Raw genomic sequence first — 14,406 nt, 5'->3', positions numbered from 1 at the left:
GTTTTTAATAAGCTACTTTACAATCTTCATTTCCTTGAGTAAATAACCTGCACCGGCATATTTATCAATCAACCAAAGGGTATAACGCACATCTAAAGTGATATTTCTGCAAAAATTAACATTATACATAATGTCACTCATCGTACCTTCCCAATTGCGATCAAAATTTGTGCCTATTAATTCGCCGTTGGCATTAATCACCGGCGAACCGCTATTCCCCTCCCGTGGTATGATTACTTCCAATAAAGGCCACTCTTAAATTTCCGCTTTTATCGGCATAGACTCCGTAATCTTTTTTCTTATGCAAATCTTTTAACCTTTGCGGAACATAAAAATCATCATGCCCGGTGTTGTTTTTATCCATTAGTCCATCTAACGTAGTGTAGTGTAAATATTTTACCCCGTCTCTCGGAAAATAATCATCCACTTTACCATAGGTAATACGCATGGTACTATTGGCATCGGGATAGAATTTTTTATCTTTCACGTTTTCCATTAGTAATTTCATGTACTCTTTTTGTAAATCATTTATTTTAAAATCTAAATGTTTTAATGCGGGAATCACCTGCTTGGCATAATAATTATTAATATCAATAGCCAATCGATAAAAAATATCACCGCGATACTTATCTGCATTGCTTTCAAAATTCGCATAAGCCTCGGCCGCTTTTTTATTATCCACAAAAACTGAATTGTTATAGAGATAATCGGTTAATTTAGCCACATCCTGATTAAAAGCTTTGAATAAAGAATCTAGTAAAAAGGGCATTTGTTTACTGCTTATTTCTTTTTGATAAACCGACAGCATAGCATAACATAATTTACGATCTGTTTGGGTATCGTAATTTTTAAAAGGAACTGCTGGTACAGCCGTTTTAAATATTTGCTCGTATTTATGTTCAACTCCTGCTTTCTTTTTATCGAGTTCGGCAAATACACCGACTAATGGGGACAGCATTCTAAAGGCATCAACACCCATCAAACATTCGGCATAATAATCATACTGTACGCTAATAGGCGCATAAGTTAAATAGGAATCTTTTAATTCGTTCATCAATTTGGCGCATTGTTCTTTCTTCTTCGAATCAGCATTTAATACGTCCATTAATTTTTTCTCAAAGTCCTGTTTTTTCTCTACGGCATTAGAACGTCTTAAGCCTTGCATTTCGCCATTCCATTTTTTATGATAATTCGCAACTCTGGCGTGGCCACCGGTATACATCAAACGAAGGGTATCATTCTTTTTCATGGTGGCTTCTATAATTTCTAATCTTTTACCGCGCAAGTTTACGCGCAACGGATCTTGTACATTCATAATAAAATCAACGGCATAAGAAGTTAAATACTCTTGTGTGCGGCCCGGAAAACCATAAACCATAGTAAAGTCTCCTTTTTCAACTCCTTTGATGGAAATCGGAAATGAATAAGCGGGTTTGTACGGCACGTTATCTGTACTAAACTCAGCAGGCTGATTATCTTTACCCGCATAAATTCTGAACATACTGAAGTCGGCGTTATGCCGAGGCCACACCCAATTATCTGTTTCTCCTCCGAATTTTCCTATACTTTCAGGAGGTGCGCCAACCAAACGAATATCTTTAAACACTTCGGCGGTAAACATATAATATTCATTTCCGTAATAAAAAGGCCGAATAAAAATAGTTTGATTATCACTTTGTTTTGAGGCTTTTTCGAGTAATACTATTTTGGAATGAATGGCGGAATCGCGCTCCACTTCGGTATAACCGGGTTTTAAATCACCTATAACTTTTAAGGTAACATCATCAATTCTTTTTATAAAGGTTACGGATAAATTTTTGCATTGTAATTCCTCGCCGGCATTCATGGCCCAATAACCGTTTTTTAAATAATCTTTTTCAACAGAACTTAATGCGGCGATGGAAGAAAATCCGCAATGATGATTGGTAAGTATTAATCCTTTATCTGAAATCACCTCACCGGTACAACCGCCGCCAAAAATAACCACAGCATCTTTCATACTGGCTTTATTGATGCTGTAAATTTGTTCAGCCGTTAACTTGAATCCGTTTTTTTTCATGTCGGCAAATTTTAAGGCCGCAATCATTTGGGGCATCCACATGCCTTCATCCGCTTTAGCAACAAAAAACAAAAGCGTTGTACATAGAATTAATAGTTTCTTCATTCTTAAATTTTTATTTGATTAAACCAGCCATTTTCATGGCATCGTATTTTATTGCGCTATCCAAGGTTATCATTCGATCCATACTATTTTGTGTACTTTTCTTTAACAAATTCGGCAATTCACGAATTTGTTTTTCGTATTGTTTAATCAGTTTTGTTCTTTCTATTCGTTCGTAATAAGCTTTTGGATTTGTGTACAACTCGTAAGCATTATCCACAAAGCCCCAACCCAAAGCCGGTAAAGCGGGGTCTGAACCCAGAATTAAAACAATTTTGCATTGCTCAATACTTTCTTTCAAATCCAACTGCCAGGCTTCTACTTTTTCGGTTTGGCTAGGATTTGGAACTACCCGATTATTGTAATACCAAAATTGACCGTTATCAAAACAATATTTAGGCACATCCATATATACTATTCCATACCAATAACTATCGGCTATGGTAAGCATTTTAACTTTTGCGTTGGTTGAATCCGATTCGAGCAGCAAATCCGGATAAGCCAATGGCATGTTTTGCGGAGGTTTGGTGTAGAGATTCATGGATTTCAATACATCATGATCGCGATGGCGTGCCGTATCGGATATTTGAAGGGTATTCCATCCGATTTCAGGCAAATCAACCTGACGTAATTGTTCCATGTAATTAATAATTTTTTTCACAGCTAAACATTCAAAATAATAAGTCCAGTGATGTGCAAAACGGGTATATAAAGGATATCGGCAAGTATCTTTTATTTGATGGAAATACGATACCAAATCGATATGATTCAATTTCATTTGCTGACTTACTTCCAGAAAATCGTCTATATTGGTTTTTCCTCTTGGTCTTTTGTATTTATCTTCAAAAAATTCAGGAGCTCCAATTCCTTTTCCGGGTGCAAAAGCTAAAACCAAACTTATTCCTTTTCTTTCCAAGGTATCCTGAATCACTTTACATTTTCTTAAAAACTCCGAAATTTTTTCTTTCCCCATATAATCTGCACCGTAGTAAGAATGTATGGTAGATTCACCAAACACATAGTTCTCTTTCCCGGTTACAAAATTATCTAGTCGCATAATATTGAAGGCATCGTAGTAAAACTGGTTATTAAGTTTAACCATCAATTCTTTATAAGCCCAACAATCATTATTATAGTCATCCATTTCAGAAGCATAAAGGCCGCTAAACCAATTTGTTTTATTCATTTCCGGCTTTTGATCGTTAATCACCATGCCAATTAAATTTGGTTTGTGATCATCCTTAGTAAAAGAAACCATCATGGGAATGGAAATAGCAATTAATGCTAATAGCAGATGAATGGAATATGTTTTTACTTTTTTAGACATTAAAACCTGAAATAAATAAACGGATTAAAATTTAGAGCGGAAATAAAACTTAAGGAAATATAAAATAAAGCTACACCGGTTACTAAGGCTAACCAACGCCCACCCGGGGTGAATTGAATACCATAAATTTTATCCTGTAAGGCTTCTGTTTTTGAAAGTACGGCAAAAAGAGAAAATAAAACAGCCAATGAACACATGAAAATAAAATCATTATTGATGGCAAATTTACTGGCTTCGAAATTAAAAGAATACATTTTTGTGATCACAACTGTAGCCTTAGTTAAATCTTCATTTCTGAATAAAACCCAACCGGTAACCACAACTATAAACGTAAAAGGTATAGCAACAAATTTTGTGCTTTTTTGAAGGAGTTTTCCCAAAAATAATCTTTCCAAAACCAAAAAAGTGCCGTGCCATGCGCCCCAGATAATAAAATTCCAACTGGCCCCATGCCAAAAACCGGAAAGCAGAAAAACAATGATTAAGTTGCGATAAAGTTTAACCGTTGTTACTTGATTACCACCTAAAGGGATGTACAAATAATTTTTCATCCATGCACCTAAAGTAATATGCCATCTTCGCCAAAATTCAGTAATGCTTGCGGATATATAAGGATTTCGGAAATTTTCGGGAAACTTGAAACCCATAATTTTCCCCAAACCAATAGCCATATCGCTATAGCCGCTAAAATCAAAATAAATTTGAAAAGTATAAGCAATGGCACCTACCCAGGCTGCGGCCGTGTTAATTTGATCGGCCTCTAATTTAAATACCGCATCGGCTTGCATTCCCAATGTATTAGCCAAGATTACTTTTTTACCTAAGCCAATGCAAAAAATTAAAAATCCGCTCAACTTCATATCCGCCGTATAATTTTTTTCGCGATTAGTTATTTGATCAGCAATATCGTGGTAACGAATAATGGGACCGGCAATTAGTTTGGGGAAAAGTAAAATATAGGTTTGATAGTGCCAGAAATTTTTAAGCGGCTTATGCACGCCGCGATATACATCTACCACATACGTTAAACTCTCGAACGTGTAAAAAGAAATACCGATAGGTAAGGCTACTTTTAACCAAACAATTTCAGTGCCTAATAAAGCATTAATATTTTCGATGAAAAAATTACAATACTTAAAGTAAAAGAGTAAACCGGTATTTAATAAAACAGATACAACCAAATAAGCCATTTTTGATTTCTTTGTTTTTTGTTCAGACATGGTTCTAACCAAAAAGAAATCCAAAAATGTGGTGCCCAAAATCACAAAAATAAATTTAGGTCCACCCCAACTGTAAAAAAAGATACTGGCTAATAAAATAATCGCATTTTTAAACTTATGCGGCACTAAATGATAAATCAGTAAAAATACCGGCAGAAAATAAATTAAAAATGTGATGCTGCTAAATGTCATTTATTGCACACAAAAATAACAAAAATGACCATAAACCTTGGCCCAAATGAGGGGAAATTTGAGGTATTATTTATCGATAATGAGTACTTCTACTCTTCTATTCATTTGTTCATCAGCGGGAGTTACTTCCGGAGATATTTTTGGTTTGGTATGTCCGAATCCCTTGTACGAGAGCCTGTCCTTATCAATTCCGTTGTGCACTAAAAAATCGTACACGGCTTTTGCTCGGGATTGTGATAAGTTTTTTATTCCGGTATCCATATCTAATCCATCTCCTTTTTCTTTTAAACAACAGATATGCCCTTGTATCTCCACCTTAAGATTGGGATTTTTTTTCATTGTGGATAATAGTTTGGTGAGAATAGGAATGGAAGATTTTACGATAAAATGCCGACCTGGAATAAAATTTAAACCTTCAATAGCCAGACTTTCGCCTTTTTCTAATTTGTTATAAATTTCTTCGTGATGTTCTTCTTCTACTACAGTATCAACAGGCGGTTCATTAATTTCTTCGTGTTTAATCACAAAGGGTTCCAAAATAACATCAACTCTTCTGTTAAATTGATCTCCGGTTTTTGTTCCGTTATCTTTTGACATACCTTCTCCGAATCCTTTAACTGCGATTGAATTTATTTGAACGGGGGGGATTTTTTGCGTCAAATAACTTTTAATTCCTTCAGCTCTTGCGACAGACAATTGATTATTGTAATCGGAGTTATGCAAAAAATCAGCATAGCCGTGAATACTGAAATTATAAACTCGCCCGAATGAATTTTGAATAAAAGAATCTATTCTGGCTGCATGTTTTGCAGATTCCTTTTCATTGATTTCAAAATAAAATCTGAGTGTATCAATTTTAACTTGTGCATAATTCTGAAAACACAGCGTCATCCCTATCAAAAAAAAGAAAGATCTGACTTGTTTTTTTTTCATTACACTTAATTAGAATTCGGTTTATTTAAATTACTGTGATTTTTACTGTAGATAAAGTAAACTATAATCCCCACTGTTCCCCAAACCAGGAAAAACACCCAGGTTGCTGGACGAACTTGCGTCATTAAGAAAATATTGAATAATACGCCAAGTGTACCTACTAAAAATACTGCAGGTGTTTTGTATGGTCTTTCGATGTCTGGTTTTTTAACGCGTAATATCATTACCGCAACACAAACCATAGCAAATGCCAATAAGGTACCCATACTGCACATTTCACTCACTTTATCAATTGGTGTAAATGCCGCAACAATTGAAATAATGGCTCCTACCAAAATGGTGCTTTTATGAGGCGTTTTAAAATTCACATGAAGATCTCTGAAAAACTTCGGCAACAACCCATCTTTAGCCATACCCAAGAAAATACGGGTTTGTCCGAGCATCATCACCAACATAACGGATGTTAATCCTGCGGTAGCAGCCAATGTAATAATAAACACGGCCCAATTGATACCTATACCTGAAAATGCGGAGGCAACCGGAGCAGCTTTATCTAACTGATCGTATTTTACCATACCGGTAAGCACTAAGGAAACTAAAATATATAATAGGGTACAAATAATTAAAGAAGCGATAATGGCAAACGGAACATCTTTTTTGGGATTAATGGCCTCTCCTGCTTGCGTTGAAACTGCATCAAATCCGATATAAGCAAAAAACACAATGGTAGCAGCAGTTAGTACACCGCCAAAACCAAACTTAAATGCACCGGTAGCTTCTCCATTTTCTCCAAGAACAGGCACTTTATCAGGAATGAAAGGAGTCCAATTTTCCGTATTCACATAAAATGCACCAACAATAATTACAAATAACACTACTGCAATTTTTACAACAACAATAATATTATTGGTATTGGCTGCTTCTTTAATTCCTTTAACCAAAATGGCGGTAACAACCCAGGTAATTAAAAAAGCGGGTAAGTTAAAAGCAAATGATGGCGCTGCTAATCCAAGTTCTGCACATTTTTCGGTGGCGGTAGCCAAATCATTACACAACCAAATCGGAAATTCTAATCCGAAGAGGTGTAATAATTTTACAAAGTAGCCACTCCAAGCAACGGCCACGGTTGTTGCTCCCATCATGTATTCCAAAATCAAATTCCAACCGATAAACCAGGCAAATAATTCTCCAACGGTTCCATACGCATAAGCATAAGCACTTCCTTCTACCGGAAGTACAGAAGCAAATTCAGCGTAACATAAAGAAGCGAATAAACATCCTATTCCGGCAATAACAAAGGCTAAGGCTAAAGCAGGACCCGCATAATCATGCGCTGCAATTCCGGTTAAGGTAAATATACCGCCGCCTATGATTGCTCCAATTCCAAGGGAAGTTAGTCCCCATTTAGTTAGAACTCGTTTTAAATCGCTCTTCTTCATATCTGCTTCAAAAGCAGATACGGGTTTAACTCTCATTACCGACATAAATAATTTGTGCTTGTTTACCCAAAATAACCAATTAAACTTTAAATAAACAAAAAAATAAATAGAAGAGTTTTAAATGTTTCTGATCAGAAACACCAAAGGCGCAATAAAAATGAGTATATAGAAAATTATAAGCGAAATTTTTTGAAATATGCTTAAATCATTTTTAAGATTAACCTGCAGTACAGCATTCACATGTTGCACAAGTACCGGCTCTGCCATATGGTATTGATAGTTTCCGGCCGGAATTCCGGGATATTTTTTCGGAAATGACAAAATCAAACAATCTCGAATTAACCAATAATCCTTGTCCGGTAAATTTGGATAATCAGTTCTATAATTTATTTTTTCATTTACGAGGTAATCCCGAATTTTCTGATGTTTAGTTTCATTATACAATTCCAATCCAACCATAATAGGAACAATAAGCATAATGGGACTATAAAAAAACAAAAAGGAAAGTGCCATAATGGAAATGATTCCGAAAACCAATCTTAGCAAATGATTTTGTTTAAAAAACAAAGTTTCCAAAAAACGACCTCCGTCTAAAGGATAAAAAGGCAGAAAGTTTAATAAATTGATATATAAAAATGTAGTAGAGAGCATTTTTACGGTTTCGTCTTTCCACTCTAAATTCAAATAAAATAATATTGAACCGATAATAACACCCGGAACAGGCCCAGCCAAAATAATAGTGGCCAATTGCATTTGTGACACATTTTGTTTTTTTCCACTCGTAAATGCCCCTAAAAGCGGGAAAATAAAAATTTTGACATTACTGTAATTATACAAACGCATAAATAAAAAATGTCCTAACTCATGTATGATAATAACAATTAAAATGGCAGCAATATAGGTCACATCATTAAATAAAAAATAGAACAAGAGGGCATAAATAAATAAACTTAATAAGGAACGCATAACAGCATTACCTCCCCGTTCTTTCATTATGGGTTTAGGCGGAAAACCTTGAGTAGTGTACTCAAATGTCTCTGTTTCTTGTTCTTTGAATTCACTCATAAAGCAGATTCGGGTTTTTTATACAAATGAAATGCAAAGTAAATACTAATTGCGAAAAGAAAAAAAGCACCGGTTTGATGTAAGGCGCCCAATACCACAGGCACATTGTACAATAAAGTGAATACACCCAACATAAATTGTATGGTAACTCCATAAATGAGCCAAGTGATGGCCTTTTGCTGATAAACATTTAGTTTTAATTTATTTGCCTTATACCAAATAATACAAATACTTAGTACCACCAATAAGGCTAACATACGATGTGTAAACTGAATGCCTGCCGCATTTTCAAACACATTCTCTAAAAAACCATTTTTTGCTGTTACCGTTTCTGCCATCCATTCCTCACCCATTTTTGGCCAGGTATTATAAATATGACCGGGCCGCACTTTAGCAGAATCTCCTTCAACAAATCCTGCGGTAAATGCGCCAAAAACAATTTGTGTGATAAGCGTTATGAAAAAGAACAAGAAAGGAAGTTTTAGTTTTCGGCTTTCGTTTTTTTCGGATATACCATTATTGAAAATTAATTTAAGGGCGAACCAAAATGTAAATGCGAATAAAGTGAATGCACTCATCAAGTGAATCGCTAATCGATAATGACTTACCGCCGGTTTACTTTGCAATCCGCTGTACACCATCCACCATCCAATGACCGCTTGCATGGCTCCCATAAAAAATAATAATCCTAAACCGGGCCACATTTTCTTTGATATTTTTTTCCGAATGATAAAGTACAGTAAACCGAAACTAAAAACATACATCATGGTTCTGCCAATCATACGATGAATGTATTCCCATAAAAAAATAGGTTTAAATTCAGCAAGAGTCATGTCGTAATTTATTTTACTGAATTCAGGACTTTGTTTATAAGCCTCAAATCTTTCCTGCCACATGCTTTCGTTTAAAGGCGGAACAGAACCCATAAAATTCCAATCGGTGATTGATAAACCCGAATGTGTTAAGCGAGTTAAACATCCTACTACTACCATAACATAAATCAAAAAGCACCCTAGTAAAAGCCAATAAATGACGGATTTATGTTCTGATTCTTTTAGCAATTCCATTTCTGCCGTAAAATTAAGGCAAATGTCTTTTAAAACTAAGGAATATCTATAATTTTTAATCATTTTATCAGAATTAAGAAATAAATGTAATGCTTCACAAAATAATTTTATTCCCTTGCCTTATTCTGAAAAAAAATTGATGAGAAATGCTTAAGTTTAAGGTGGTGAAAACTTTACTGCTCAAAATTGCTTCATGGGGAATACCTGAAAACGCAAGCGAACAAACGGCCGAACAAACCCGATTAGTGAATATTATAAGTTTACTGGGCGTACCTTTATGCACAAATTATGCCCTTCTATTTACTGCAACTGCTTTATACCCCCTTTCCATCCTTTTTGTATTAGGTATAGTGGTATTTATACTTCCTCTATTTTTAAACAAGTGGTTTGGTTTAGCAGTTGGTCGCTATTTCATCAGTATTATGGCACCTGTTTTTTTTATGGCGGCATCAATTGCTAGTGGTAAAGATTCGGGTTTTTATTTAGGCTTTTTGGTAATCAGTATACCACCTGTAATTATTTTTCCCAAAGTTAAAACCGGCTTATTATTTGTTTTTACTACCGTTGTTTTTTTAATACTATCCATCATTGGTAATGTAAATGTTCAACCGTTAGCCATTATACCCTTTCCTATGTCAATGGGAATTTATCTATTCAATCTGTTTACCGTTTTAGCTACCTCTTTACTGGTGGTTATTATCTTTAAAACTGAACTCGAAGAAAGTAAAAATCTGATCCAAGAAAGGAATAAAGAAATAATTGACAGTATTAATTATGCTAAAAAAATTCAATATACCTTATTAGCTAATGAAGAATTGCTCAACAATAATTTACCTGAACACTTTGTTTTATTTCAGCCTAAAGATATAGTGAGTGGCGATTTTTATTGGGCCATTCATATTCAACATGAAAGTCGTGATTTATTTTATCTGGCGGTATGCGATAGTACAGGACATGGCGTACCCGGTGCTTTTATGAGTTTACTCAATATCTCTTTTTTAAATGAGGCGATTACTGAAAGAAATATTTTTGAACCGCATCGTGTTTTGGAACATACCCGTAAGCGATTAATTGAAAGCATAAGCAATGAGGGACAACAAGATGGATTTGATGGAATTTTAATTTGTTTTGAAAAAACAATTAATTCAGCAACGCCGGTTAAATTAACCTATGCCGCTGCAAACAATGCACCAATTTTATTATCCCGAGATGTAATAAATGAATTAAGCTGCGATAAAATGCCGGTAGGAAAAGGACCTAAAACATCGCATTTCGGCTTATTTGAATTGAATTATCAAAAAGGCGATGTTTTGTATCTTTACACGGATGGATATGCCGATCAATTTGGCGGTCCGAAAGGAAAAAAATTGAAATATAAAACCTTAAATGAATTATTGAAAAGCAATTGCCGGGAGGATGCTAAATCACAGAAAATAAAATTGCAAAATTACTTCAATAATTGGAAAGGAAAACTGGAACAAGTAGACGATGTTTGTTTAATAGGTATTAAGTTATAAAATTGAAAAAATTTCTTGTAATAATAGCTTTGCTTATTGGATATAAAGGTCAAGCCAAATTAAATTTAGATTCCTTAAAAAATCTTATTCATCAGGCTAAGGATGATAGCAATAAAGTTAATTTATACTATTTATTACATTCACAATACCCTGTGTACGAATCGAACGAAAATGTAGTTAATCTCCTTAAAGGTTTAGTTCTTTCCAAAAAAATAAAATACCATAGAGGTACACTCAAACATTATTTGGTCTTATCAAAAATATTTTTCTATAAATCTTTGTACCATGAATCTTTAAAATACAGTTATGAGTATCTTGATTTTTGTGATAAAAACAATTTTATAAGTGAAAAAAAAGCAGTTTATAACAACATCGGTAATTTATTGACCAAAGAAGGAAATTATGATGAAGCCAAAAAATATTACTATTTAGTTTTACAAGAAAATGCTAATACAAATGATTACTACGAGTTATCAGGGGCCTATACCAATCTTGCCTTATTGTCTATTGAATTGAATCAATTGGACAGCGGAATTATTTATTTAAACAAATCGAGAAGCTTACAGAAAAAAGGCAATCTATTGGCAGCATACGCTAATTCATCTATTGGATTATCAGAAATATTTCTAAAAAAAAATTTACCGGATACAGCTTTAAGTCTGGCCAAAGAAGGGATGGAAATATACAAACTCATCCCTGAAGTACACGGAATCACAAACTCCTTTTTTGCGATTGCATCCGCCTATTTAGCCGCCGAAAAAATAAATTTAGCAGAAAATCATTTCTTAATTGCATATAAAAGAGCTGATTCACTTCAAAATAAAAGAGTGAAGAGAGATTGCGCTTTACGTCTATCTGAAATTTATGTAAATCAAAATAAGTATAAGCAAGCCTATGAATTCAATCAAATAGCACAAAAAATTGAAGGTGAATTAGCCTTCGAAAAAGAAAAAGGGAAAATGCTGCAAGCAGAAGTAAAAAATGAATTAATCAAAACAGAAAATTCATTAAAGGAAAAAGAAGCGGAAGTAATTGAGAAGAACAGAGAGAAAAAATATTTATACACTTTGCTCATAGGTTTGGCTATTCTGCTTTTTTTGGCGTATCGGGCTTATGCACAAAAGAAAAAATCAAATACCCTTATATCAGAACAGAAAAAATTGGTGGAAGATAAACAAAAAGAAATATTGGATTCTATACAATATGCTCAGCGAATTCAAAGTGCGCAAATTCCAAGTGAAAAAATGGTTGCTAAAATTCTATCCAAAATTAAAAAATCTAATTCTTGAGTATCCTAATAAATATTAATACTCTTCTATTGAAGCAAAGGTTTTTCTTTACTACATTATTATTTTTTATCCTACACCATTCATATACTTACGCTCAAACTAGTACATTGCAAACTTCTGCACAAATCACACACTTAAGTTTAGCAGACACAGTTGAAGTAAAAAGGTTAAATAAAAAGGCAGAAGAATTTGTAAGAACCAGCGTATTTGACAGCGCCATTTATTACGGAGAAAAAAGCCGAATAATAGCCAACAAATTAGATTTTGAATTCGGGGAAGCTGAAGCCTTAGGCTCTATTGGTATTGCGAGTTGGTACCAGGGTAATTTCAACAAGGCGATGGAAAGTTTTTTTACTGCGCTAAGTATTTTTGAAAATATTAATCATGAAAAAGGAGTATCTAATTGTTTAAATAATATAGGCATTATTTTTGCCAGCGAAAAAAAATACGATGATGCCGAAATTTATTATAAACGTACCTTAATATTAAAGCGCAAGCTGAATGATGTTAAAGGGATATCTTCTACTTTAATTAATTTAGGCAGTGTTTATGAATACCGTCAGTTATATGATTCGGCTTTGAAATATTATCACGATGCCCTGGTCATCAAAAAAGAAATTTCTCAACCCAAAGGTATTGCCATTGCCTTAAATAATATAGGCAATGCCATGTATTTGAAAGGAATAAATAACGCGAATGAAGCCATTGCTTATTTAAGTCGGAGCTTAAAAATAAGAGATAGTATTTCTGATTTAGCCGGCGTAGCTTCTACCTCTAATCTATTGGGAAATGTATTTTTAGATTTAAACAATTTTACGCAGGCAGAAATTTATTTACTAAAGGCGCAAAATATTCTCGAATCCATCACCAACCTTGAACAAACTTATAAAAATCAGGATTTACTCGCTAAGCTTTATAAAAAAACCGGACGATTTAAAGAAGCATTTACCGCCCTAGAAAAAGCTAAAATCAGTAAAGACAGTTTAATTGTTTTGGATAATCGAAATGATATTTTAAAAATAGAACTCAAACACGATTTTGAAAAAGAAAAACTGGAAATAGAAAAAGAAAATTCCATTCAGGCAGCTATACTAGCATCTAAAAAGCAAAGGCAAAATATTTTAACCTGGAGCGTAAGCATCGTTTTATTGTTGGTGTTAATCATGTCGGTTTTCATTTATAACCGTTATCGTTTAACACACAAACAAAAAATAATTATTGAAAAACATCAAAAAGATACCTTAGATTCCATACATTATGCCAAACGTATTCAAACTACACTTTTAGCTCATACCGATTTTATTGATCAGATTCTTCCTCAAAATTTCATTTTGTACAAACCAAAGGATATTGTAAGCGGTGATTTTTATTGGGCCACAAAAACCGATAAATACTTTTACCTGGCCGTTTGTGATTCAACCGGACATGGCGTACCCGGAGCATTTATGAGTTTACTCAATATCTCCTTTATGGCAGAAGCCATTAATGAGAAAAATATTACAGAACCCGGAGAAGTATTTCAGTTTGTACGACAAAGGTTAATAGATAATATTAGTAAAGAAGGACAAAAAGATGGATTTGACGGAGTTTTATTGCGTTTTGAAATCACAAATACAGCAAATACAAGAACCATAAATTACGCAGCTGCCAATAACAGTCCCGTTTTAATATCCAACGGAAACCTCAGCAAATTTGCAAATAATAAAATGCCGGTAGGAATGGGCATTTCTAACGAACCCTTTACTACTTTTGAAACCACCATTAAAAAAGGAGATGTACTTTATTTATTTACCGATGGCTACAGCGACCAATTTGGAGGTTCAAAAGGAAAAAAGTTCATGAATAAAAACCTAAAAGATACTTTCTTAAATATTCAACGCTCCGAAATGAAGGGGCAACAAGAAGAATTAAACCTCATTTTTGAAGCATGGAAAGGCTCCAATGAACAAATTGATGATGTTTGTGTGATTGGATTGAAATTTTGAATTCCGGCTTCGTTACCCATATTTCATAAAATAAAATTTCCCAAATTTTAACGCATTTGGATAAACGGTTCTAAATTTAAATGACAGGCAAAAATCCAAATTGCTTTTAACTACGCATTGTTCATATCCATCTACTCAAAAAAATCCCTCATCGAAGAAATAGGAGCGTCGTCATTTTATTTTATTGATTTAGATTTTCAAAATCAGTCAT

Annotated in this window: 11 protein-coding genes; 3 read left to right on the top strand and 8 right to left on the bottom strand. The window is 34.0% G+C overall.

Features of this window, described 5'->3' with window-relative positions; genetic code table 11:
• Positions 1 to 12: 12 nt before the first annotated feature.
• From IPM51_09800 to IPM51_09765, 8 genes are all read right to left on the bottom strand, one after another.
• Entirely contained in the window at positions 13 to 243 is a 231-nt protein-coding gene (locus IPM51_09800; protein ID MBK9284597.1) for a S46 family peptidase, read from the bottom strand.
• Positions 212 to 2,164 (bottom strand): S46 family peptidase, encoded by a 1,953-nt coding sequence (locus IPM51_09795; protein MBK9284596.1) that lies wholly within the window; start codon positions 2,162 to 2,164, stop codon positions 212 to 214. Before IPM51_09795 ends, IPM51_09800 begins: the two co-directional genes overlap by 32 nt.
• A 10-nt stretch (positions 2,165 to 2,174) precedes the next feature.
• Complete coding sequence (locus IPM51_09790) at positions 2,175 to 3,488, bottom strand: hypothetical protein (protein ID MBK9284595.1); 1,314 nt, start codon at positions 3,486 to 3,488, stop codon at positions 2,175 to 2,177.
• Positions 3,488 to 4,900 carry an MBOAT family protein gene (locus tag IPM51_09785; protein MBK9284594.1) on the bottom strand — a complete coding sequence of 471 codons (1,413 nt, stop codon included), beginning with the start codon at positions 4,898 to 4,900 and terminating at the stop codon, positions 3,488 to 3,490. Before IPM51_09785 ends, IPM51_09790 begins: the two co-directional genes overlap by 1 nt.
• Positions 4,901 to 4,966: 66 nt before the next feature.
• A complete protein-coding gene (locus IPM51_09780; protein MBK9284593.1) occupies positions 4,967 to 5,833 on the bottom strand; it encodes an OmpA family protein in 867 nt (288 codons plus the stop codon).
• 5 nt (positions 5,834 to 5,838) lie between these two features.
• The gene (locus tag IPM51_09775) at positions 5,839 to 7,308 is read right to left on the bottom strand and encodes an amino acid permease (protein MBK9284592.1); all 1,470 of its coding nucleotides are present in this window, start codon (positions 7,306 to 7,308) and stop codon (positions 5,839 to 5,841) included.
• Positions 7,309 to 7,389: 81 nt separating this feature from the next.
• Entirely contained in the window at positions 7,390 to 8,337 is a 948-nt protein-coding gene (locus IPM51_09770; GenBank protein ID MBK9284591.1) for a hypothetical protein, read from the bottom strand.
• A complete protein-coding gene (locus IPM51_09765; protein ID MBK9284590.1) occupies positions 8,334 to 9,467 on the bottom strand; it encodes a COX15/CtaA family protein in 1,134 nt (377 codons plus the stop codon). The genes IPM51_09770 and IPM51_09765 overlap by 4 nt, the downstream gene beginning before the upstream one ends.
• An 83-nt stretch (positions 9,468 to 9,550) precedes the next feature.
• On the opposite strand from IPM51_09765, the gene IPM51_09760 reads away from it, so the two are divergent.
• Genes IPM51_09760 through IPM51_09750 form a run of 3 tightly spaced genes read left to right on the top strand, consistent with a single transcriptional unit; the run spans position 9,551 to position 14,195 of the window.
• Entirely contained in the window at positions 9,551 to 10,921 is a 1,371-nt protein-coding gene (locus IPM51_09760) for a SpoIIE family protein phosphatase (protein MBK9284589.1), read from the top strand.
• A 2-nt stretch (positions 10,922 to 10,923) separates the two neighbouring features.
• Positions 10,924 to 12,210 (top strand): tetratricopeptide repeat protein, encoded by a 1,287-nt coding sequence (locus IPM51_09755; protein ID MBK9284588.1) that lies wholly within the window; start codon positions 10,924 to 10,926, stop codon positions 12,208 to 12,210.
• Positions 12,211 to 12,239: 29 nt separating this feature from the next.
• Complete coding sequence (locus tag IPM51_09750) at positions 12,240 to 14,195, top strand: tetratricopeptide repeat protein (protein MBK9284587.1); 1,956 nt, start codon at positions 12,240 to 12,242, stop codon at positions 14,193 to 14,195.
• The last annotated feature ends 211 nt before the right edge of the window (positions 14,196 to 14,406 follow it).

The organism is Sphingobacteriaceae bacterium (assembly GCA_016715905.1).
GTDB lineage: Bacteria > Bacteroidota > Bacteroidia > B-17B0 > Aurantibacillaceae > Aurantibacillus.
This window is presented reverse-complemented; position numbering and strand designations above follow the sequence as displayed.

Excerpts from the sequence above, each read along its gene's own strand:
- IPM51_09775 (MBK9284592.1), bottom strand. The coding sequence starts at position 7,308 with ATGAGAGTTAAACCCGTATCTGCTTTTGAAGCAGATATGAAGAAGAGC.
- IPM51_09790 (MBK9284595.1), bottom strand. The coding sequence starts at position 3,488 with ATGTCTAAAAAAGTAAAAACATATTCCATTCATCTGCTATTAGCATTA.
- IPM51_09785 (MBK9284594.1), bottom strand. The coding sequence starts at position 4,900 with ATGACATTTAGCAGCATCACATTTTTAATTTATTTTCTGCCGGTATTT.
- IPM51_09770 (MBK9284591.1), bottom strand. The coding sequence starts at position 8,337 with ATGAGTGAATTCAAAGAACAAGAAACAGAGACATTTGAGTACACTACT.
- IPM51_09795 (MBK9284596.1), bottom strand. The coding sequence starts at position 2,164 with ATGAAGAAACTATTAATTCTATGTACAACGCTTTTGTTTTTTGTTGCT.
- IPM51_09760 (MBK9284589.1), top strand. The coding sequence starts at position 9,551 with ATGCTTAAGTTTAAGGTGGTGAAAACTTTACTGCTCAAAATTGCTTCA.
- IPM51_09780 (MBK9284593.1), bottom strand. The coding sequence starts at position 5,833 with ATGAAAAAAAAACAAGTCAGATCTTTCTTTTTTTTGATAGGGATGACG.
- IPM51_09765 (MBK9284590.1), bottom strand. The coding sequence starts at position 9,467 with ATGATTAAAAATTATAGATATTCCTTAGTTTTAAAAGACATTTGCCTT.